General features: G+C 52.3%; 18 protein-coding genes. 3 read left to right on the top strand and 15 right to left on the bottom strand.

The features are described 5' to 3' along the window. Positions 1–4 precede the first annotated feature (4 nt). Positions 5–1,705 carry a M48 family metallopeptidase gene (locus FW415_RS22920; RefSeq protein WP_148389434.1) on the top strand — a complete coding sequence of 567 codons (1,701 nt, stop codon included), beginning with the start codon at positions 5–7 and terminating at the stop codon, positions 1,703–1,705. 187 nt (positions 1,706–1,892) lie between these two features. On the opposite strand, the gene FW415_RS22915 is transcribed toward FW415_RS22920, so the two are convergent. From FW415_RS22915 to FW415_RS22845, 15 genes are all read right to left on the bottom strand, one after another. Then, complete coding sequence (locus FW415_RS22915; protein WP_148389433.1) at positions 1,893–3,242, bottom strand: alkaline phosphatase family protein; 1,350 nt, start codon at positions 3,240–3,242, stop codon at positions 1,893–1,895. Positions 3,243–3,251: 9 nt separating this feature from the next. Beyond that, positions 3,252–4,673, bottom strand: coding sequence for a tetratricopeptide repeat protein (locus FW415_RS22910; RefSeq protein WP_148389432.1), 1,422 nt, complete (start codon positions 4,671–4,673; stop codon positions 3,252–3,254). A gap of 10 nt (positions 4,674–4,683) precedes the next feature. Then, entirely contained in the window at positions 4,684–7,899 is a 3,216-nt protein-coding gene (locus tag FW415_RS22905) for a TonB-dependent receptor domain-containing protein (RefSeq protein WP_148389431.1), read from the bottom strand. 95 nt (positions 7,900–7,994) lie between these two features. Next, positions 7,995–8,981, bottom strand: coding sequence for a FecR family protein (locus FW415_RS22900; RefSeq protein ID WP_148389430.1), 987 nt, complete (start codon positions 8,979–8,981; stop codon positions 7,995–7,997). Between the two features lie 48 nt (positions 8,982–9,029). Further along, positions 9,030–9,614: an RNA polymerase sigma factor gene (locus FW415_RS22895; RefSeq protein WP_148389429.1), complete on the bottom strand. Its 585-nt coding sequence runs from the start codon at positions 9,612–9,614 to the stop codon at positions 9,030–9,032. A 120-nt stretch (positions 9,615–9,734) separates the two neighbouring features. Further along, a complete protein-coding gene (locus FW415_RS22890; protein WP_148389428.1) occupies positions 9,735–10,754 on the bottom strand; it encodes an SRPBCC domain-containing protein in 1,020 nt (339 codons plus the stop codon). A gap of 78 nt (positions 10,755–10,832) precedes the next feature. Further along, positions 10,833–11,021, bottom strand: a complete 189-nt coding sequence (locus tag FW415_RS22885; protein ID WP_148389427.1) for a hypothetical protein — start codon at positions 11,019–11,021, stop codon at positions 10,833–10,835. A gap of 133 nt (positions 11,022–11,154) precedes the next feature. Then, positions 11,155–12,120, bottom strand: coding sequence for a glycoside hydrolase family 43 protein (locus FW415_RS22880; protein ID WP_148389426.1), 966 nt, complete (start codon positions 12,118–12,120; stop codon positions 11,155–11,157). Between the two features lie 71 nt (positions 12,121–12,191). After that, entirely contained in the window at positions 12,192–14,651 is a 2,460-nt protein-coding gene (locus FW415_RS22875) for a glutaminase family protein (protein WP_148389425.1), read from the bottom strand. 26 nt (positions 14,652–14,677) lie between these two features. Then, complete coding sequence (locus FW415_RS22870; RefSeq protein ID WP_148389424.1) at positions 14,678–16,636, bottom strand: glycoside hydrolase family 127 protein; 1,959 nt, start codon at positions 16,634–16,636, stop codon at positions 14,678–14,680. Positions 16,637–17,140: 504 nt separating this feature from the next. After that, positions 17,141–18,433 (bottom strand): AarF/ABC1/UbiB kinase family protein, encoded by a 1,293-nt coding sequence (locus FW415_RS22865; protein ID WP_148389423.1) that lies wholly within the window; start codon positions 18,431–18,433, stop codon positions 17,141–17,143. 23 nt (positions 18,434–18,456) lie between these two features. Next, complete coding sequence (locus tag FW415_RS22860) at positions 18,457–19,083, bottom strand: TetR family transcriptional regulator C-terminal domain-containing protein (RefSeq protein WP_148389422.1); 627 nt, start codon at positions 19,081–19,083, stop codon at positions 18,457–18,459. Positions 19,084–19,247: 164 nt separating this feature from the next. Further along, positions 19,248–20,504, bottom strand: coding sequence for an MFS transporter (locus FW415_RS22855; RefSeq protein WP_148389421.1), 1,257 nt, complete (start codon positions 20,502–20,504; stop codon positions 19,248–19,250). A gap of 22 nt (positions 20,505–20,526) precedes the next feature. Next, a complete protein-coding gene (locus FW415_RS22850) occupies positions 20,527–20,772 on the bottom strand; it encodes a hypothetical protein (protein ID WP_210420777.1) in 246 nt (81 codons plus the stop codon). An 11-nt stretch (positions 20,773–20,783) separates the two neighbouring features. Beyond that, positions 20,784–21,407 (bottom strand): TetR/AcrR family transcriptional regulator, encoded by a 624-nt coding sequence (locus tag FW415_RS22845; RefSeq protein ID WP_246858843.1) that lies wholly within the window; start codon positions 21,405–21,407, stop codon positions 20,784–20,786. A 152-nt stretch (positions 21,408–21,559) separates the two neighbouring features. Between FW415_RS22845 and FW415_RS22840 the strand changes: the two genes are divergently transcribed. Both FW415_RS22840 and FW415_RS22835 read left to right on the top strand, forming a co-directional pair. Next, positions 21,560–22,729 (top strand): PepSY domain-containing protein, encoded by a 1,170-nt coding sequence (locus FW415_RS22840; RefSeq protein ID WP_148389420.1) that lies wholly within the window; start codon positions 21,560–21,562, stop codon positions 22,727–22,729. Positions 22,730–22,983: 254 nt separating this feature from the next. Continuing rightward, the gene (locus tag FW415_RS22835) at positions 22,984–23,490 is read left to right on the top strand and encodes a cupin domain-containing protein (protein ID WP_148389419.1); all 507 of its coding nucleotides are present in this window, start codon (positions 22,984–22,986) and stop codon (positions 23,488–23,490) included. Positions 23,491–23,567: the final 77 nt, after the last annotated feature.

Raw genomic sequence — 23,567 nt, 5'->3', positions numbered from 1 at the left:
CGTCATGAAAATTTATCTATTACTGACCACTTTGCTGACACTGGGCATCTGGAAGGCCATCTCTTCCAGGGAAGTGCCGGCGGCGAAGAAAAGGACCTTTATTTACTGTGCCCCGTCTTTTGATCCGGATATCTGGAAGAACGGTGATGCCCCTTTGCTGAAAGGGCTGGGCAACCTGCATTACAAGATCACTACGGGTTCAGACAGTGCGCAAAAGTTCTTTGACCAGGGGCTGGCGCTGACCTATGGTTTCAACCACGGCGAGGCATTCCGGTCTTTCCGGACCGCCCTGAAACATGATTCCACCTGCGCTATGGCATATTGGGGAATAGCGATGGTGCTTGGCCCGAATTACAATGTTCCACTAAACCCCTCCAGCCTGGCGGACATCAACGAAGCGATCGGCAACGCCGTCAAATACTCCGCCGGCACAACCCCGAAGGAAAAAGCGCTCATTCATACCATGACCGTCCGTTTCCCGCAGGAAGAAGTGGAAGATATCGCCCCATACTACGAGGCTTATGCACAGGCGCTGAAAGAAGCGCACCTGCAATATCCGGAAGACATGGATATTGCTTCCATCTATGCAGATGCATTGATGAACCTCCATCCCTGGGACCTCTGGATGAAGGACGGCACCCCTCAACCCTGGACCCCGGAGATACTGGCAGTGATCGAAAGTATCCTGCAGAAAGCGCCATCGCACCCCGGAGCAATGCATTACTACATCCATGCCACGGAAGCATCGAAGCATGCCGAAGTAGCATTGCCGTACGCTGATAAACTGCGAACGGCGATGCCCGCCGCAGGGCACCTGGTGCATATGCCTTCCCACACCTACATCCGTACCGGGCAATATCACAAAGGTGTGGTGGCGAATGAAAAGGCGTCGCAGGCAGACAGCACCTATATTGCGCAGTGCCGCGCGGAAGGGTTCTATCCCCTGGTGCTTTATCCGCATAACATCCATTTCCTCGCCGCCTGTGCATTCCTGGAAGGCAGCGGCCAGAAGGCGCTGGATGCCGCCAGAATGGTGTCCCGCAAAGCCGACAGGAAATACCTCGCGGAGCTTGCCGGTGTACAACATTTCTATATCATCCCTTTGTATGTGATGGTACACCTGGGCCGCTGGGATGAAATATTGCAGGAGCCGCATCCCGGAGAGCCGCTGCTGTATCCCTCCGCCATCTGGCACTATGCCCGGGGAATGGCATACGCCGCCAAAGGCGATCTGCAGGCTGCCGGCACAGAAATGAAAGCGCTGCAAAAGATCGCTGCGAAAGATGAACTGAAAGAACTGTCTGTCTGGGACATGAATACCGTGGAAGACCTCGTGAATATTGCTGCTTACAACCTCGAAGGAGAGATAGCAGGGCACAAGGGCGATTACGCAACGGCAGTGGACCGCTTTTCAAAAGCGATCGCTATAGAAGACCAGCTGACCTATACAGAGCCGCCGGACTGGTTTTTCTCCGTCCGCCTCTCGCTGGGCCACTGGCTTGTGAAAGCAGGGAAATTCGCGGAAGCGGAAACCGTATTCCGGAACGACCTGGAAACGTTCAAAGAGAACGGGTGGGCGCTGAAAGGATTGTTCAACAGTCTGAAAGGGCAGGGGAAAGATGCTGAGGCCAGGGCCGTTAACGCCCGGTTTAAAAAAGCCTGGCAATGGGCCGACATGAAAATAGAAAGTTCACGAAAATATTGATCCGCTCCTCTAAAGCCGCGAGTCATCAACCAGAAAAGCGCAGCCGTTACCTCAAGGCACAGCCTGCCGGTAACTTGCATCCACCCCAAAAAAGCGGGCCGTATCCGGAAGGATGCGGCCCTTACTTAATTTTATCCAAAAAAAGGCGGCTATCCGTATCACCGCATAACCGCCCTTTCCATCATCCTTACTTCCTCTCCGAAACAAACATCCCCGGGTACACCACCCCATCAGCCTGTTCCAGCCGAACCCCCAGCAATTCCGCCACAAGCGGCGCAATATCTTCCAGCCCGATCTCCGGGTACACGCCGTGTTTGCTGAAGCCTGCCCCGCTGCCGATGAATCCGGTGCGGATTTCGTCGAAGTCGGAGAAATAGCCATGTGCTCCGCCGGGCGCGGCGCTGAATACAGGTCCGTCCGCTGAATTATTGAAACGGATGCCCTGTTTCCCCGTGAGCGCCAACGCTGCTTCCGGGTTTGCACCCGCTTTGTCCAGCTCACTGCGGTCCAGTATCCGGAAAAGCGCCTGTTGCGCCGGGGGAAGCGCGGCCAGGATGTTCCTGACCTGCTGCAATGTCTGTTTATCCTTCGGATCTTTCAGATGCAGAAAAGCCGCACCGCCGGAGGAAAGAAAAGTGGCTTTCCAGTTGCCGCGGTCCGCTGTCTTGCCGGTCAGTCCCGCCTGCTGCAGCCATACGTTCGGGGAGATGCCCGTATGGGTGTCAACAAAACCATGATCGCCGGTAATGATCACTGCAGTGCTGTCCCTGATGCCTGCTTTGTCCAGTGCTTCCAGTATGGTGCCAATGGCATGGTCTGCAGATGCTACGGCGATCCTTACGCCCTTGCCTTCCCTTCCTTCTGCATGCTGGGCGCCATCGGTACAGGGAAGGTGTACGGCCGTCAGGCGTGGCTTGTATTTTTTGATGATGTACGCGGTCATCCTCGCAAGGTTCTCATTCATGCCGTTATATTTCAGGCTGAGGTCGTTGGCTTCGAGTTTACCCGTGGCAAATTCCTGTACTTCCTCAAACAGTCCTTTTGGTGTAGCATGTTCACTGGTAGCGCCTCTCCGGTCGCCGGGCGTGGCGGACGACCAGGTTTCCGGGAGGTTGTAGGTGATCGGCGCTCCGGTGGATACCGGCCAGGATACGGCCGCGGAAGCAAGACCGGCTTTATGCAGAACGTCCCACAGGGTCTCCGCCTTGATTTCCTTTGCTTCCATATACCAGCGGCCTGTCTGGCCGCCCGGCTCAAAGGGGGTATTGTACACGATGCCGTGCTTCCCCGGCATCACGCCGGTGATCAATGTGGTATGTGAAGGATAGGTGACCGTAGGGAAAACGCCTCTCACCCCCTGGGCATACACGCCATTCTGCAGCATCTGCTGCATGTTGGGGGCTGGCCAGGAAGGGTCCAGGTAGAAATCCGGGCGAAACCCGTCTACGCTCACCAGTACCACGTATTTTGCTTTCTGCGCAAATACAGGTATGGACAGAAGGAGTATGGCGCAGTATAGAAAGATCTTTTTTTTCATGAATAGTGTTTATTGATGGATGAATGGGAAAATTTCCGCAGCCAGTTTGTTTGCTACGAGCACTTTGTTCATGTCGTATGCCATGGTCACGATACCGTTGTCCTTGTCATAGGTAAAGTCATCCATGCCGCGGTTCAACGGGATGAAAGCGGGAATCTGTGCTTTGATATGCTCCGGCAGGACGTGGCTGTTATTCAGCTGTTCCGTCTGCGATACCGGGAGCCGTATGCCGAGGTCCTTCATCCGCCGGCCTTCCGCCATGAATATTTCCTGGCGCAGGCGGTACAGGATGTACAACACAGCGTCCTGATCGGTAGCGGCATCAATATCGGCAGCGGTCACCATGGTCCCGGAAACCGTATATGCCTTTACGTTACCTGCTTTCCTGTCGAGCACATAATTGCTGCGGGGCGCATCCTGTGCGTCGAATTTCACCTGCACGGCCGTCAGGGGGTAATCTGTACGATTGCCGCCGTTACGGGTTTCTTTGCTGTCGTCCAGCATGACTACCGGCCGGAGGGCTACGATCTCCGTCAGCATATCTTTCAGCGTCTGCCGGGCGGCGGGCAATTCATTCGCCGATGCCTGTGCTTCTGCAATGATCAGCGCGGCTTCTTCCGCCTTTGCGATCGTTACCGGCTTCTGGTCCCCACTGGCAAGGCCGGTGTGATAGTACTTGGGGTCCAGGAAGTCCAGCCGCGGCAAAGGCGCAAACTCATTGTTGACGGAGGAGAAAAGAAAGGTCTGCATATCATTCGAAACCCCGTTGATACCATCATATTTTGCCTGGCGGAGCAGGGTTTTATTCCCCGATACTGCTGTAGCAAATTGTACGGCATTGGCGGCATTGCCTTTGGCATACCAGGCCCGGGCTTTCAACAGGATATACGCATCCTTCTCGTTAACATCGGTGGTCAGCCCAATGGCTTTATCCAGATTTTCGATCGCGATATCCAGGTGACCGGCCGGTGTAAGCACCGGACCGGTGCTGCTGCCCGGTAATGCCACGAATAGTTCGCCGCTGAGCAGATGTGCGAAGGCCTTGCTGAAATAGATCTCTGCGGAATCATTGGCTGTAGCGGAATGGTCTGCCGGCAGTACCTTTTCCAGCCCGTAGTCTGCCATCTCCCGCAGGCGTTGTATATGCACCTGGAGGTTATTGACATCCAGATCAAAATAATCGATCTGCGGAATGTCGAATACTTTGCTGCTTAATGTGCGGTTATTGAAGTAGTTGTCGGAAACCAGCTCTGTGCTCACCACTACCTGGTTCATGGTGAGCGCCAGCTGCCGGCGCAGCCCGTTCACCCAGCTTTTGGCCGCATCCGGATTGTCCAGGTACACCTGGTCGGTTACGTTCGGATTCAGAATATTGCAGGCGCTGGAAGCCATAACGGCCGCCAGCAGGAAATATGCGAACAGTTTTTTCATTTTTCAGCGTTTAAAAGTTAAACCTTAGTGATCCCAGGAACTGGCGGGGCGCGGAATAGGTGGCGTAGGAAATGCCGCCGGTGGTAGCGCCGCCTTGTCCCTGTGCAGCACCACTGATGGTGGCCTCGGGATCGAAGCTGGATGAAGTGAAGTTGAGGGGATTGACCACCATCACACCTACCGTAAGGCTTTTCACAGCTTTACCCAGCAAGCCCTGCTTTACGGCGTAGTTGGCGCCGATCGTTCTTACTTTGATGAAATCGGTTTTTTCCACGAACATATTGGTGAAGTTCAGCCAGTTGGTGCGTTTGTTCTTGTCGATCTCCGCCTGGGGGATGCCTTCATTATCCGCACCATAGTTGAAACGGAATTGCCTGTCGAAGGAATTGGCATAGGCGCCTTTCTGGTAATCCGCACTGGCATAAAGATCGAACTGCTTGTAACGGAAATTCAGTCCCATGCTGCCAAACAGATCGGGAATAGTGGTGCCGAGGTTCTGCTGCGCGGTAGTGCTCAACAAAGTGCCGTCGTCACCAAACACTCCGTAGTTGCCGCGGAGGAAGCCTATCGGGTACCCTTCCTGCACAACCGTCTGGATCGTTCTTGCACTGAACCCGTTGATATTGAAAGGAGCTACACCGCCTGAGCTGAGCACCTTGTTATACAGGGTATTGACAGATGCATTCAGCCGCAGGGTAACATCCTTTTTTTGAATGGCGATAGCGATGATATTGAACTCGAATCCTTTGTTCAGGATCTTCCCGACGTTGTACAACTGTGATTGCGATTGCCCGGTGGAAGGGGTGGGCGGTACATAGAACAGGGCATTACGCGTAGTGGAATGATAGTATCCGGCGGACAGCAGGAACCTGTCATGATGAAAGCCCAGCTCCAGGCCGCCTTCGGCGGTCTGTGTTTTCTCCGGCTTCAGGTCCTCATTCCCGGGTTGCCCGAAAAATGCCGCCTGTTCGTTCTGATAACCCTGGAAGGCAATGGTGCGCTGATTAGTGAAAGCTGTTGGCAGGTTGCCGGCAACACCGAAGCTGCCGCGCACCTTGGCGGACGAGATCACGCTGGAAATGCTTTCGAACCAGGGTTCCGCAGAGGGAATATAGGAGATGCCTGCTTTGGGATAGTATTGAATGCCGATATTGCTGCCGAAAGCAGGGTTACCGTCTCCTCTCAATCCAAGGTCGAGGAACAGCTTGTTCCGGAAGCCGATATTTTCCTGGATATACATGCCATAGTTCACGATCTCGATATAATATTCATCACTTGTTCTGGTGGCGGCATCACGGATGGTGCGCGCGCCGTCCCGGATATTGCTGCCGGTGTAGGCGATCTGCTGGTCTTCGTTACGGAAGAGCTGCCCGCCTGCCGTGGTGATGAAAGAGAAGTCTCCGGCCTTTGCTTCGTACTGGCCGTTCAGCTCCAGTGTAATACCCATATATTTCCGGTCTGCATTGGTGATGCTGCCCTGGTCTTTTACATTGGTATTGGTGGTAAACGAAAGGTACTGATTGGTCTGGATCACCTGGTTCTTTTGCACCCGGTAGTCGATCCCGCCGGTAGCTTTGAACACCAGGTTTTTCAACGGCATATATTTGAACACCTGGGAGGTCTGGAAGCGTTTTACTTTGATGCTGTTGTCCTGCAGGCGCTCTGCTTCGTTCACATACGCTTTCATTTGCGCAAAAGCCTCTTCCGACAGGGTGTCTATCACCGGGTTGAACCTTGGGCCGGTAATGGAGGATGCGCCGCTTTCAGCAAACCAGAGGCCCGTGTAACCACCCTGGTTACCGTTCCGGTTGCGTTTGAAGGAGTTGCTCACGAAAGTAAAGGAACTTTCATAGGTGATCTTGCTGCTGAGCGCTGCCCGGAAACCGCTGGAGAAATCGATGCGTTCGTTGCGGTTCTGATCATACAGCTGCACGCCCTCGCTGTTGCTGTAATTGCCGGAAAAGCTGTACCCGAAATCGCCTTGCCCGCCATTTACCGCAATGTGGTGCTTCTGGTACATCCCGTTCTGGAATAACAATTCTTTGGTGCGGGAAAAATGCAGGAAATCCGCAGTAGGCGTTTCAATACCCATTTGCGTCTCGAACGTGAGCGAAGTTCTGTCCGACCCGCCTTTTTTGGTGAAGATCTGGATCACGCCGTTGGCGGCATCTGATCCGTAAAGGGTAGTGGCCGCTCCGCCGTTGATGTATTCTATCCTTTCAATATTGTCGGTAGGGATATCCGCTATCGCGCTGATGGCTGCGCCCTGGGCACTTCCGCCACCGAGGGCGGACACGGTGTTGAGATTGTCCATCCGCACACCGTCCACATAAATAACAGGAGTAGAGTTCACAAAAGCGGAATTCACCCCTCTTGCCCGGATCAATGAAGTGGCGCCTGCCTGCCCGCCGGTAAGCCTGATCTGCGCATTGGGCAGTTTGCCCTGGAGCATCCGGTCTATCCTGCCGGATGGCGCTTCGTCCAGTTCCTTTGTGCCGATACTGACCACATTGGTGGATAATCTTCTTTTGCTGATGTCCAGCCCCTGGCCTGTTACCACCACTTCATCAAGGCCCAGCCGGTCCGCATCCAGCATAATGCTCCTTACCTGCGATGCATTTGCCCGGGTAATGGTCAGTTCCTGCCTTTTGTAGCCGAGGTAATAAACAGCCAGTATAATTTCATCCTTTCCCTGCGGGAACCGGATTGAAAAAGTGCCGTTCGTACCTGTAGCCGTACCGGAGGAAGTTCCTTTTATACTGATGCTTACGCCCGGTAAAGCTTCTCCGGAGGCCCTGTCCGTCACCTTTCCGGAAATCACCAGCTCCTGCTGCCATAATATTTTCTCGGCAGGCAATACTTTATTCAGCACAATATATTTTTCCGCGATCTGCCTGGCGATCACCGGGTAACCTGCCAGCAGGTCGTCCAGTATATTGCCGACAGGCTTGTTCACCGCGGAATAGCTGATCCGGCTGCTGTCAGGGATATTATCCCGGTTGTAACCGATCACGAATGAAGATTGCTGCTCAATGAGCGTCAGCACATCTTTTAACAAGCCGTTCCTTACGTTGAGGCTTATTTTCTTTTCGTACATGGACTGTCCGGTGCTGGTAGTGGCGAAGGACAACATCGAGGAAAATAATACCAGAAAGGTGGTGATTCTCATTTTTAGCGAAAAAAGAGGTTCGAGCAGGTTGCAACAACCTGCAAATTTTTTTTGCATCTTTGATATGTTTTTAATGTGACTGGAATCCGTTAAAAATGCTGTCCGTTAACCGGACAGGTCCGCCGGAAGTGCTGCAAACGCTTCCGGTTTTTTTATTCTTGCGTTATGGTCTCATCATTAGCTTGTCCTTTTTTTGCGTGAATAATTATGGCACCATTTTGTTCTGTATAAGTAGTTCCGGTAAGACCGGAAAGTATGTTCAGCACTTCGGGCAGCGGCTGCCGGTGGAAGCTGATCCTGTAGTGGCCTTCATCGTGACCGCTGACCCTGACCGGAACGTTGTACTGGCGCTCCAGTTCTCCGGCAATTTCTTTGAGTGAACTGTTCCGGAAGTTGAGCATGTTGTTGCGCCATTCGCCGGGAAGGCTGGCTCCGGTGTTGCTCAGCGCTACTTTCCCGGATGCATGGTGATAGGATAATTGCCGGTTGGCGGTGAGATTGCCGGAAAGCACTTCCTGCCGCCGGAGCACTTTTACGCCGCCACTGGCCATCGTGATGTGCCATTCTTCCTGGTCCGGGTACGATCTGATATTAAAAGAAGTGCCCAGTACAACAGTGGAGATATCACCGGTATGAATGATGAACGGATGCTCAGGGTCAGCCGCCACTTCAAAGAAACCCTCACCGGAAAGCCTGATCAGCCGTTCCTTTTTGCCGTAGTTTTCCTCTATCGTGAGTGTTGAACCGGCATTGAGATATACCTGCGAGCCATCCGGCAGCGTGATGCTTTTCCGTTCACCGAAAGGTACTGCTATCACCTGCGCTTCCTGCCGGGGAGACGATGCGCGGAATGTATATTGATATAATCCTGTACATACCGCTATCAGCAATGCTGCCGCTGCAGCGATCCGTAACCGCATTCCGGAACGCGGGGCGGTATGATGGAGGATACCGGCCATGACCTCTTGTTGCAGCGCACTTTTGTAATGCGGATCTTTCAGCTTGTCTTCCGTTTCCGCTTCGGAGAATGCTGCATACCAGCGTTCCACCTGACGGGCTTCATCTGCGGTGGCAGTTCCGTGCAGATACTTTTTCAGAATGGCTTTTAGCTGGCGTGAAGAAAGGCGTTCGTTGTCCATAACACCGTATATATCACGTAGCCGGCCCGGCTGTACTGCTGTTTGGTGTTAAGGAATTATGAAGAAGAATATGATCAGCAAAAGATCTTTTTGCAGGAAAGCCCGTAAACGGTGCAGCGTAAGGGAAATATTGTTCCTGACGGTTTGTTCGGATAAGGAAAGCTGTGCGGCTATTTCCTTGGTGGACAGCTGGCCGTAGCGGCTGAGGCGGTAGGGGAGCTGCAATCTTTCCGGCATTCGGTCCAGTTCGTCGATCACCTGTTGCTCCAGTTCTTTTGTTTCCAGCATTTCCAGTGCGGAGCCGGTGGACTGGTGCAGCAGGAGGCTTTCCAGCAACGCCTCGTTGCAGATGGTTTGCTGCGGACGGCTGAAATAGTTGATGATGGCATAACGGGCGGCTTTGAAAAGATAAGAGGCTATTGTACCGTTAGCATCGGTGTATATCGTTTCCCTGCTTTTCCAGGCGGAGATGAAAATTTCCTGCAGGATGTCTTTTGTATCTTCTTCATGGCCTATCCTTGCGTGAATATGCCTGTACAGCCCCTCCCAGTACCGGTTCACCAGTGCGGTGAATGCGAGTTGGTTGTTCTCCCTGATGAGCGCGATCAGCCGGTTGTCTGGAAACTTGTCCATATCAGCAGCAAACTTACCGGTTGGATGTAAACTGAATATTAAATCAGGCTACCCGTTTTCCACACGCTGCAAATTTGTTGCGGGGACGGGGAGGTTGTGCAAGGATAGGACGGCCGTTATTCAACCTTCCAGCATCCCCCGGTATTTTGCGGTGGCTTCTTTCGATATCTCGGGCCAGGCTTCCAGCGGAAAAGCGGGAACTTTTTTACCATCTGTCACATAGGCAAGCCGGTCCAGATAGCCATGCCAGCCGGGAGCAGCGTCCGGGAAATGCGCCGGGTCCACCGCTGTTTCGGTGAAGACAAGTCTGGTGGTGTTTTCTCCTTCTTCAAATAGCTCCCACCGTACCGTATTCTTGTCACCCCAGGTATATTCCAGCAGGCGTTGCGGCTCCAGCGCGATGATCTCACCTTCCACTGTCGTCATCAGCAACGTAATGCGTACTTTGCCCCCCGGGCGCAGGTCCATTTCGGCCTCACCACCAAACCAGCGGGCAAGTAGCTCAGGCTTCGTGATCGCTTCCCATACGCGCTTTACAGGATGCCGCAGCACCCGCTCAAAACGTATATCAAATAAATGATCTTTTCTGATGAAAGTACCATAGTGACCGGATAGTTCAAATACAGGGAACTGTCTGTGCCATAACGCAGCATATAGGGCGCCTACGTGTTTTTCTTCCGGTGATGGCCCGTTTTGTGGAGGGTAGGGTTCGGTTCTGCCGGCTATAACTTCGGCAAGATGGTCCAGCATTACATGCCAGCCGGTTGGTACGTTGATGGCGTATTTCTCTGCAAGCCTGCTGTAAGTCAGCACCAGTTTTGTATGGGAAGGGCCTTCGGGGAAAAGTTGCCAGGTGGCCAACTCATCCGGACCGTCATCATTCAGCCACACAAACTCAAATAACCGCTGCGGTTCAATACGCTGGATGCGGCCGTAGGTTTCAGTATGATGCTCGTCGGGGAAACGCATGGTCATTTTCCCACCCGGTGTAAAATCCATTTCCACTTCCAGGAACCATACCGCCATTTTAGCCGGGTCGGTAATAGCTTCCCATACGGTTTTGAGATCAAATGGAAAATGTCTTTCAAACTGAACGCTGTAACCATCAGCGTTTAATTGTAGATGTCCGGGTGTAGCCATAAAAGAATAATTAATATGAAACCATATGGTTACAAATGTAAACAAACCTGATGATTTTACAAATACCCGGTGTTATTTTTAATTGCTTCCGGGATACGTTTCCCGTGGGGTACCGCCACCGGCCGTTTTATTGTCAGGGTCCAACGGAGGAACCGAGCGGTTGATCAGCTTGTCATCCCCCTTCCTTTTCTTTTTAACGCCCTGAATGGCGATGTAGACGCCGAGCAATACAACTATGGCTATAACAGCAATAAGGATTTCCTGCATGGCAGATCGTTTTGGTTATCTTTCTTCAACAGATACCATGCCCGAAAGGCTTTGATCGTATGGCAGCATCAGGAGCGGAGATAAAAAAATCCCGGCAACCAGCGGCTACCGGGATTTTTTCTGAAATGCTTTCTTACAGCGGTCTTGCCGCTACCCCTTCAAAGGTCATTTTCACCGGGATGATCTTTCCCTCTTCATCAAACTTCATCACATCCACACATGTTTCCCGTTCATTGGCGCCTTTTTTCCCCAACGGGCGGCGATGGTACACAATGTAGTATTCGTCCTTGCCCGGCACCTGGATCACGGAGTGGTGACCGGCGCCTGTGGCTACGGTTGTATCCTGCTGCAGTATAGTGCCGATGCGCTCGAACGGGCCCATCGGAGAATCTGCGATCGCATAGGCTACCCGGTAGTTGGGGCCGCCCCATCCACCTTCAGACCACATGAAATAATATTTGTTGTTACGGATGAACATGAAGGGGCCTTCCACATAACCCTTTGGCGTTACTTCCTTAAACGTACTGCCATCTTCAAATGGAATGAAACCGGAAAAATCTTTCTTCAGATGCCCGATGTTGCAATGCCCCCATCCACCGTAATAAATATAATATTCTCCGTCTTTATCGCGGAACACGAACTGGTCGATAGGCTGGGCGCCGTTCACGACCTCATCGATAAGCGGTTTTTTCAGGTAGTCTTTGTAAGGGCCGCCGGGCTTTGATGCCACGGCTACGCCGATGCCGCCTTCTCCTTTTTTATGCATATCATTCGCACCAAAAAAGAGAAAGTATTTTTTACCTTTTTTGATGATGGCAGGCGCCCACATCGCGCGGTTCGCCCATTTCACACGCTGTGTATCCAGGATGCGGGAGTGCTTCGTCCAGTTCACCAGGTCAGGGGAAGAAAAGGCATCAAAGAAAACCTGTTGCTCATAAGGCGCGGAATACGTGGGGAATATCCAGTATTGTTTGCCGAACACAATGCCTTCCGGATCAGCGTACCATCCCGGGAAAACCGGGTTGCCAGCCGTTTTCTTTTCCTGCGCCCATCCCGTCATGCTGCATGCCAGGAGCGCGATAAAAATCCATCTTTTCATCCGTTTGTTTTTATTTTTCATCCGGGGATGCCACGCCTGCCGCTACCGGCGACCGTGGCATCCCATCGTTTTTATTTTGCCCATTTATCGTCCATCACCTTGATGAAATATCCACCCACTACGCTTCTGGCCTGGAAACCGATCTTTTTGCCGTTTGTTGTTTCATGCCAATCGCTCAAAGGTACGCGGTCCGGCGTTTCTTCCATGAATTTATACACCGGATCGGTCAGGGCCTTGAAGTGTGCGGGGTTGTTATCAAGACTGGCCGTCCACAATATCCAGTCGGATTTGGTGTAGGTCTTCCTGCTGTCCAGCGGCAGGCCGTATGGCTGCTGCTTTTTAAGGTAATAGGCCATTTCCTTGTCATACACCGATTTCGGGAAGAGCTGCAGGTGCAGTATCCTGTCCCATACCAGGTTGTATTTCTGGCTCCAGGTGTTCTTGTTATCGAACGTCAGGGCATAATGGTCGCCCGCATCTGCCAGCTGCTGCCATTTTGTGGCCATTTCTCTGGCAATGGCTGCATATTTTGCCGCCGTGGCCTTGTCTCCCAGCATGCCTGCCATCTTCGCATAACCGCCAACGCCAACAATGGCTTTTATGGAAAGGTTCGCGTTACGCGCAAGATGGCCCGCGAAATCGTCCGTACAGAGCTGGTTGGCGGGATCAAGCCCTTCTTTCACCAGGTAATCCGTCCAGGTGGTCAGCGTTTTCCAATGCTTGCGCGCGTATTCAGCATTGCCTTCCGCCTGTGCAATGGCCGTGGTGAGAATGATCAGGTTGCCGGATTCTTCCACCGGCATATCTTCTCCATAAGTCTGGCCGTTAGCCAGCGGGTATGTGCCGAGGTCATGCGCCGGGAAAGGTTTTTTCCATTTGCCGCTTTCGCTGTAATAGAAGATGCCGTTCAGCATGCCTTTCAGCAGATCCGGATTATAGGCGAGGTAAAGCGGAGCGGAGGGATAGGTAACATCCACCGTATTGATGGAGCCGTTGCTGTAGTTTTCTTTTGAGAGGAAGAGGATCTCTCCATCAGGACTTTTCAACAGGGCATGTGCCGCAATGCTCTGGCGGTATGCGGCAACACAGAGTTTGGCATAGTTTTCACCGCCTGCCGCTACGGCATCCTGGTAGATCTCCTTGTCCTGCGCCGCGCATTTTGCCAGCACGCTTTTATATTCCTGGTGCGCCTGTGTCAGCACTTTCTCCATAGTCGTGCCAGGCTCCATGGCCCACCATGATTTCAGGTTTTGTCCGAAGTACTGGATGCCCAGCACATCATCGTATCCCAGCATCACAAAAGCCTCTTTGGCCGTGTTGCCGGTTTTACCCAGATCGAATACGGTATTCAGCATGAGGGACCTGCCGCTGTTTACCGCAGTGGCCTTTGTGTTGGAGGTGAATTGCTGAATGGATGCATGTGCGTTGCCGATGCTTTGTTTCACCTGTGCGGAAGCGGGCGCCGCTACGTGCAGGTAACCCCAGTCGATACGCAGGTCATCCCCTCTTTTCTGTAATACCGGCTGTTCTTTTGTGCCGGTTTTCAATACCGTCAGCTGACCGGAAGCATATTTTTCCGCGGTGACTTCCTGGGACGGCATATTTACAGCAATATCCGAGGATGCGCCGAAATACAGCTGCACCGCATGTGCTTTGTTATTGTTCGATTTTGCGGAGAAAGAAACGTAGGATACCGGCCTTGCCAGTACATCCAGTTCTTTGATCAGCAGGGGGGATGTGAAAGTAAGGGAAAGGTCCACATCGCCGCAGGTAAATTCGTAGGCAGTTTGGGTAGCCGTAACATTTACTTTCCGCTGGATGGCCTGCAGTACCGGCTGGCCGGAGCTTTTCAGTTCTGTGCTGAGGCCCGCGTCCAGGTGCTGGCCGCCTGCGGTGTTCTCCACATGGATGGCCATGATGTTCCTGCCTTTTTTCAGTTTGCTCCTGATGGCATCAGTCACCGGGATATAATCAAAGCGGTGGTTCCAGCCGCTATGCGTGTAGGCCAGCTCACCATTGAGATATACTTTGATATTATCATCATGCTGCAATTTGAGATACAGTTTTTCCGGTACGGGACCGTTCAGGGTGAATGCTCTTCTTACCCAGAGATTCCTGCTGGTCCAGGGAGTTTTTGCCGTACGCTTGTCGTCCCCGAAAGGTGCCGCGCCTTTTTTCCACTGGCCATCGTTGAATGATTCCTTCATCCAGTCACCCGCCGGTTGCGATTCCGTGTAGCTGAATTCGTAAGGCTTTTCATCGGTTGTGGCCACAAGGGTGTTCAGCGGTCTTTCTTCCTTTCCGAGGAAGCGGTAGTTTTTCCCATCCACTTTAAGGATGCCGATCATGGAATGATTGGTGCCCGTCCAGTGCCGGGTGGGAGCCGAGTTCAAGGTGTCCCCGAAAGACCAGATGCACCAGTAAGGGTTGTGGGTGATCAGCGGATAAGCCGGTAATTGCTCTACCTGTGCAAATGCAGCGGGAGAGATCAGCAGGCATGCGAATAGTTTTTTGACATTTTGCCAGTTCATAGCGTAGTTGAATTTTGATATACTGTTTACTGTAAGGTGATATCGGATATTTTGCGCAGCATCCATACCTGCATTTCCCCGGGCCCTCGATTGGCCCAGGCATAATAAGGAATAGCGGTGATCTGCTGCCGGCTGGTCTGTATGGAAATACCGTCCGTGCCCGGTTTCACCACCGGCGCTTCGCCCTGGATCTTTACCACGCCATTGAGCAGCGCGGGATCATAACTCGTGGAAAACTGCACATCGTCCGTCAGCAGGATGTTGCTCACCCTTCCGCCGTTATCCGGATGTTCCACGCAATACACGAGCGGGCCGCGCTGCAGGGCAACCCTGTTCCTGTTTTCTTTTATGCTGTCTGTCGCCAGCACACGTTTCACATCCATCGGCAGTTCCAGCTGCACCACATCGCCTTTCTTCCACTCCCGTTCCATCGTGGCATATCCCTGTTGCATGGTGTAAGCCGCAGGCTGGCCGTTAATGGTCAGTGAAAAAGTTTTTTTGAATGTGGCAAGATAGAAATAGGTGCTGCCGGGAGCGGGTTCATGCTGCGCCCATCCGGGAATGCGTACCATCAGTTTGCTTTTCATCCGGCGTTCCGGGGATATATGAATGGTCACGCCACCTTCCCAGGGATAGTTCGTTTCCTGCGAAATATGCACCTTCCCTTTTTTCAGCGGGATGGTGGTGTTGCTGCCCACAAAGAGATTGACCAGGATGGCTTCGTCTGATTTTGCATAGATGTAATCGCCAAGGGAGGCGATCAGCCGGGAAATATTGGAAGGGCAGCAGGCCGTGCCGAACCATTCGCTGCGTTCATGTTTGCCACGGGAAGCCAGTGGATTGGCATAAAAGAAACGGTTGCCACTCAAAGACAGACCGTCCAGCGCGCCGTTGTAGAGGCTGCGTTCCAGCACATCGGCAAATTTCGCGTCACCGGTCAGCAGGTTCATCCGCTGATTCCAGAACACCATCCCCACGGAAGCGCAGGTCTCGCAGTAAGCGCTTTCGTTCGGCAGATCGTAATCCACCGTAAAACCTTCATTGTGCGAAGACGATCCGATGCCTCCGGTGATGTACATATTGCGGTGCACGACATCCTCCCAGATGCTTTGCATGGCCGGGAGGTAAGAAGGGTCGTTGTTGACGGCGGCAACGTCCGCAATACCGGTGTAGAGGTACATGGCCCGCACCGCATGCCCCCTGATCTCGCGCTGGTCTTTCACCGGCAGATCGTCCTGGCAATACTGCGGGCTCTTCCAGTCGTCCCATATCTTGCCCACACCATGGCCGTGCCCCCGCTGTTGCAACAGCCAGTCCGCCAGCCCGAGGTATTTTTCATCCTTTGTGGTGCGGTAAAGTTTAACAAGGGCCAGTTCTATCTCCTGGTGCCCGGTCACCCAGGGCTTGCCCGGTACCCGGAAATACCGGTCGATATGATCCGCAAAACGGATCGCCACATCCAGCAGCGTTCTTTTTCCGGTAGTATTATAATAGGCAACGGCTGCTTCGATGAGATGACCGGCGCAGTAGGCCTCATGTTTCTCCATATCTTTCCAGCGCTTGTCGAGTCCCGTCAGCGTATAATAAGTATTGAGATACCCGTCCGGTTCCTGTGCCGCTGCGATCTTGCTGATCCATTCATCCGCCTTTTTTTCGATGGCGGGGTCCGGATGGTTCTTGAGGGAATAGGCGATGGCTTCCAGGGCTTTGTACACATCGGAATCGTCGTAATACATGCCCTCGTGCTTTTCGCCTTTTTTCCGGGCGGCCCGTTCAAAATTATCGATCCGGCGGGTTTTCACTTCCGATTGTTCGATGCATACGGGGATGGTGACCGTAGCCACTTTTTCCAGTTTGGGCTTCCAGAAAGCGTCAGTGATCTGCACCTGCGAGAAGTTGACCGGATCTGCCTGGCGGACAGGTGCCTGGGCGGTTGCCTGACCGAGGGCCAGGGCGCCCAGGGGGATGAATAATAATTGCTTCATGACTGTGACGTGTCTCTTTATTTTTTTTATCAGTTTTTCATAGGCTAAATCGATTTAGCCAAGTGGAAAAAGAAAAGATATTGCAAATTATCTGTTCTATCCTGCCAATATACACAATTGGTAAAAATAAGGGTATAAAGGACGCTTTTTATTTTTTGAATGAGCAGTGGTGTGCCGGGAGGTGAGCTTGTCCGGTTCATTGCAAATGAGGATAGGGGGAAATGATGCGATGTTGCCGATGCTTCTATTGGCTATACGGGAAAATGGTGCGATAATAATGGAAATAGGAGGTATGGCAATGTTGCCGGTGCTTCTATTGGTTATTCGAGGAATGGTACGATAATAATGGAAATAGGGGGTATGGCAATGTTACCGGTGCTTCTATTGGTTATACGGGAAATGGTACGATAATGGAAACGCAAGAGACTGCACTTTGCAGCTGTGCAGGCCTTGTTTGCACCGGGAGAAATTGCAGAGCGCTTTTGAACCGGAAAACCAATTGTATCAAATGGCTGTTACAATATCCGCTTTCAGGTCGCTCAGCATGGAATAGAGCCCGAAGTAAGTACGGTTGATGTAGAGGGAGTGCCGGCTGCCGCGGGCTACTTTGGACTCGCGCACTTCCTTCAGGTTATACAGGTAATCCATATAAGCATAGATCTCATTGAAATACTCCTCATCGCCAAAATCAAAACGGTCTACCGTAAAGGGCAGGGTCAGCAGGCGGATCATTTCCTGGAAGAGGCCGGAGAAGAAAACGATCTCTTTTTCCGTATCTGAAGGATGGATCATCTCCAGATTGGTATATATTTCTTTGCGGCGGACCTCGTCTTTCAGTACTTCCTTGTCGGTCAGCAGAAAATAATTGACGTAAAAATCCTCGGGGATCTCTTTCACACATCCGAAATCGAATATGCCCACGGTGCCGTCTTCCCGAAGCAGGAAATTGCCGGGGTGAGGGTCTGCATGCACCTGTTTCAGCTGGTGCACCTGGAACTGGTAGAAGTCCCACAGCGCCTGTCCGATCCGGTTCCGTACTTCCTGCGAAGGATCGGTGAGCAGGAATTCTTTCAGGTGTTTGCCATCGAGCCAGTCCATCGTAATGATCCTGTCGGACGACATTCCGGGATAATAGACGGGGAAAACAAGATTGGGAATGTGCGCGCAGCGGGCGGACAGATCCTGGGAGCGGCGCAGTTCCAGCGCATAATCCGTTTCCTCAAGCAGTTTGGATTCGATCTCCTCGAAATATTTATCCATATCCACTTCATTCATGCCTACAATGCGGATGGCAAATGGTTTGACGAGGCGGAGATCCGATTTCACGCTATTGGCCACACCGGGATACTGTATTTTCACGGCCAGCTGTTTGCCGTCTTTCACGGCTTTATGCACCTGCCCGATGGATGCGGCATTGGAGGCCTTCATATCGAACTGGTCATAGAGCTGGGAGGGTGATTTGCCAAGTGTTTTGATGAAGGTGTTCACTACCAGCGGACCGGAGAGGGGCGGCGCACTGTACTGGCTCATGGCGAAGCGTTCCGTATAGGCTTTGGGCAGCATGCCTTTGTCCATGCTCAGCATCTGCGCCACTTTGAGCGCACTGCCTTTCAGGTTGCTCAGCGTATCGTAGATATCTTCCGCATTTTCCTGGTGAAGCGCGTCTTTGGTGATGGATGGGTCCATCAGCCTGCGGGTATAATGTTTGATATAATTGGTGCCTACTTTCAGGCCGGTGGTCACAAACCTGCCTGCCCTTTCCACTTTTCCGGTGGGGATATTCGTTTGTTCCTTCATGTTATTGTTGTTCCCTGCTTGTCTTATTTCCTGGCAAGAATGAATTTCCCGAAATCCAGCAGGCTGTCCAGCGTGTTGGAATGTATGAGCTGAAAGCTCAGGTTCACGGCTTTTTCGATCGCCGCATCGGTCATCTCAAAATTGACGCTGGTATCATCGCTCCAGTATTTCAGTACAAACAGCGCCTGCATCCAGAAACCATGTACATACTGATCGGAGATATATTTCCGCTCTTTGATCTCGGAACTGAGGTACCCTTCCCGGATAAGGTTAGCGGCATAATCGTAAAATGCTTTTTTGAAAGTGGACAACTGGCGGAACTGGGAACCCGGGAACTGGAAACGTTCTTTTTGCAGGAGGATGTAACTTCTGTCCTGCTTCAGCTGCTGCACCCAGAGAAAGTAAAAGGCCAGCAACTTTTCCTGCGCGGAATATTGCTGATAGGTTTCATCCTCATGTAACTGGTCGATCGTGCGCTGGAAATAGTCCAGCCAGACATCGTTCTCAACGCCTTCCATGGAACTGTAGCATTCGTAGAAGGAGTCTTCAGGAACGTCCAGTATTTTGCAGAGCGCGAAAACAGAAACGGGTCTTTTGCCATTTTCCAGCCAATAGCGTTTGTATGCTTCGCGGATAGGTTGCTTTTCCATAATAGCTCCGTTTTAGTGGGTGAATAGCGGGGTACTGCAAATTTACGCCATGCGGGGTTACGAGGATCAGCTGTACCGTATTGTTTTGTTAAATATTTGCCAAATGCAAAACGGGTGCGCCGGTTGCCCGGTTCACCCGTTTTGTGTTATTCCGGCCTGATCAATCAGGAGGCAGCTGCCACTACCGGCGGCTGTTGCGTCTGTTTAGCCATAATCTGCCGGTTCAGGAGGTACATCATGACGGTTGTGATGGCAAAAGCAACGATCATCACATACCCTAACCGGTCGTAATGCAGCAACGCCCCGCTTGAGGTCTGCACCACTATTCTGCCGGCCACAAAAGCGGCGATGCCGCCGGAAAGCTGCTGCAGGGAGGAGTTGACGCTCATAAAGGCGCCGCGGTCATGCATCGCAGGCATGGAGGTCATAATGGCCTGGGAGGGGATCACCCGGCCGAAAACCCCAACGAACATGATGCCGCTGATAATGATAGCCATGTAAAGCGGCGTAATGCCCAGGTTGGTATAAATGTACACCATCACGGCCGTCAGCAGGCTGGCTGCATAGAACATGTTCGCCTTGCCGAATTTGTCGCTCAGCTTCCCGATGATCGGGCCCAGGATAAAGGAAAGCAGGCCGCTGGCTACAAAAAGGATGGTGACGTCCGTTTCGGAGAGGCCGAGGTTGTGGCGGGAGAATGTGCTGCCGAAAGGCATCATCATATATCCGCCTACCGTCAGCACCATGGTGGTGCCGAAGGCCAGGAAGTAATTGCGGTTGCTGAGCGTATGGAGCAGGTGCCGGAAGGCGTTCTTGTCTGTTTGCCCCGTGAGGTGGCCGGTGATGGGTTTTACATAGACCATCATAATGATGCCTATCACTACGCCGAATATCCCGATCATCCAGAAAGGCGCATGCCAGGAAAAGCGGTTCGCCAGTTCCCAGCCGATGGGGATGCCCACCACCTGGCTCAGGCCAAAGGCCATCTGCACAAAGCCCATCACGCGGCCGCGTACTTCCGGAAGAAACAGGTCCGCAATGATGGCCATCCCGATGGCGCCCATTACCCCTCCGAAAAGACCGGTAATGATGCGCGCGCCCAGCAGGAACAGGTAGCTGGGGGCCAGGGCGCAAAGGAAAGTGCCGGCCACAAAACCGGTGTAAAAGACCATCAGCATCTTTTTCCGGTCAAACCTGTCCGCAAACCCTGCGGCCAGAATGCCCGAAATGCCGGCGCTGAAGGCGTAACCGGAAACAACCAGGCCGAATTGTTCCGTTTTGATGTTCATTTCCGACAGGAGGATCTCCCCGAGCGGGTTCAGCACCATAAAATCCAGGATCACCGTGAACTGCAGCAAAGCGATCAGGGCGATCATGAATACCTGGTACCGGGTAAAAAGCCTTTCTTTCTTGGGTCGCATGGTTCGTTATTGTTGTTTTAATTTAGTCCGGCAGTTCTTCACAATGGAATCCCGCACTGGTAATATTTTTAATGATATCTGCCGGCGGGATGCTTCGGGATTCGATGCGGAGCACCTTGTCCGTATCCTCACGGTCCACATTCCAGCGCAGGATACCGGGCATCTTGTCCAGCACCGCGCTTACGGGCCGGAGGTCTTTCTTGAACCGGATATTGGTACGGAAGATCAGCACTTCCACACCCGTTTCCATGGAGAAGCCATTGTTCATAAAAAGCGGTTTTAAGGTTTCAACGCTTTCAGCACAAGGGAAAGCGTCTGTTGCATGGTTTCGTCGCTGAATGCATATTTCTTGTGCCCCCAGCTGCCTTCCTGTGTATGGAATTTGATCAGCTGGTAGAGCGGGGCAAAGGCAACCGACCAGAATACCTCAAACGGGAGTTTGATCAACTCCTTGCGTTCCAGTGCATTATGGTGGAATCGCCCCATTTTTTCCTTGAAGGTCTTGTGCAGCTCTTCAAAGATCCGGTCGTAATGCCGGGTATAGCGCATTTTTTCGATAAACTGGGTCTCCAGCGGATACTTCAGGAAGTACCTGGCGCGGTTGCGCCACTGGATGTTCATGCCTTCATCAAAGCTCATGTCCGGGTCAAAATCCTTCATGCTTTCTTCCAGCATATGATTGGACGCCCGCAGGGTCACCTGCATGATGAGGTCTTCCCGGTCTTTGTAATAGATGTAGATCGTGGCAGGAGAAACGCCGGCGGCTTTGGCCAGTTTATTCACCCCGAAACCGTCAAGCCCCTCATGCACAATCATTTCAATGGCTTTCCGGTAGATCAGATCAACCTTGTTCTCATCCCTTGTTCGCATAACGTCCGCAAAGATAAATGAGCGATCGCTCATTTATAAACATTATTTGATGAATGCGTTTTATCCATGACAATAGCTGTTGAACGGGAAGGCCTTTTTTCCCGTTCCCGCAATTTTTTTTCCCGATTCGAGCAAGGTTTTTCCTGCCCCGGTCGCATCTTTGCAACTCACCCTGATCAGGTAAAATGAAAAAAATAGTAGGGAAAGTACACCTCTGGCTTGGATTGACCTCCGGGCTGGTGGTTTTTGTGATTAGTGTTACGGGATGCATACTGGCTTTCGAACAGGAGTTCAAAAGCATGTTATTCCCGTATCTGCATGCGGAAGTGCAGGAAGGAAAGGAACCGCTTGCCCCTTCCCGGCTGATAGCGATAGCCGGTAAACATATTACGGACAAAGCGCCCAACGGCGTCAGTTACCCCGGTCCGGGCAGAAGTGCATCCGTTATGTATTACGGTGCGGACCCCGATTATTATTACCAGGTTTTTATGGACCCCTATACCGGAAAAGTGCTGAAGGTATGGAGCGAGGAGGAAGATTTCTTCCATTTTATCCTTCATGGCCATTTTTACCTCTGGCTGCCACCGAAGATCGGGCAGCCTGTGGTGGCTTCGGCGACGCTTGTTTTTCTGGTGATGCTGATATCCGGACTGGTCCTCTGGTGGCCGAAGAACAAAGGGGCGGCCAAACAGCGGTTCTCCATCAAATGGAATGCAAGATGGCGGCGGAAGAACTACGACCTGCACAATGTGCTGGGCTTTTATGTGATGATCATCGCCATGGTACTGGCGCTCACCGGTCTCGTCTGGGGCTTTGAATGGTTCAGCAATGCCACTTATTACGCCACTACGGGAAAATCCCTCAAGGACGTGAAAATTCCGGTATCCGACACCACCGGATATACCACGGAAGCCGCCAGGGTTATGGCGGTAGACCGGGCCTGGGCAGGTATTCAGCAACAAATGCCGGAAACCGCCGGCATGTTCGTGTACACGCCGCAGACCAAAGCTGAGGCGCTCAACATATTCGTTAACCTTCGCCCCGGCACTTATTACAAAGGGGATAATTATACTTTCGATCAATACACCCTGCAGCCACTGCAGGCTACCGGCCCTTATAGCGGCAAATATGCAGACGCCGGAGCGGGGGACAAGCTGCGGAAAATGAATTATGATATTCATACCGGGGCTATATGGGGACTGGCCGGCAAGATCATGATGTTTTGCGCCAGCCTGATATGTGCCAGCCTGCCCATTACCGGAACCATGATCTGGCTCGGGAGGAAGAAAAAGCAAAGACAGCAGCAAAGATCTGTACCGGTGGCCAGCGTTCGCCCCGAACCCGTATTGAGTTGATTACTAATGCTCCATAATTGGAAAGGGCTGCCTCAGTGCAGCCTGGCCGGTTGCGTTCAGCGGAAACGTAGTGTTTTTACTGGCTGTCCGAAAGACCGGATATACTACGCAGGAGGCCGTCCTTTGCAACCTGGCCGGTTTGCGTTCAGTGGAAACGCAACGCTCTACCGGGCTGTCCGAAGACCGGATACATTACGCAGGAGGCAGTCCTTTTAGCATTGGGGAATTTGCCTGACTGTGCTTATTTTTCGCCTATGAAAAACACAACCGCCGAATATTGGAAGCAGCAGCTCCAGCTTACCAGTCATGTAGAGGGTGGCGCTTTCCGGGAAACTTACCGCGCGCCGTTAACGATCGGCCATCAGGCATTGCCTGCAGGCTTTTCCGGGCCACGCAACGCATCCACAGGCATTTATTTTTTACTGGAGGATGGGGACTTCTCCGCTTTTCACCGTATTGCCGCCGATGAGATGTGGCATTTTTATGACGGGACCACGCTGTATATTTATGAGATCAGGCCGGACGGGGACCTGCAGGTACATAAACTTGGCCGTAACCCGGAGCAGGGGGAACAATTGCAGCTGGTGATCCCGGCGGGCAGCTGGTTTGCCTCCTGTGTGGAGGAAACGGGCGGTTTTGCATTGGCAGGCTGCACGGTGGCGCCGGGCTTTGATTTTGCTGATTTTGAACTGGCGGACAGAGCGGCGCTGTCTGCCCTCTTCCCGCAGCACAAGGGGCTGATCGCTTTGCTGACAAGGTGAGGGGGTGTTGACGAAATAGTTTCCAAATATTATTTTGATGAAATAAATCATCTATATTTGTTCTTTTGTAGTACAAA

The organism is Chitinophaga sp. XS-30 (genome assembly GCF_008086345.1).
GTDB lineage: Bacteria > Bacteroidota > Bacteroidia > Chitinophagales > Chitinophagaceae > Chitinophaga.
Note: the sequence above shows the minus strand (reverse complement) of the source record. Positions and strands in the feature narration are given on the sequence as shown.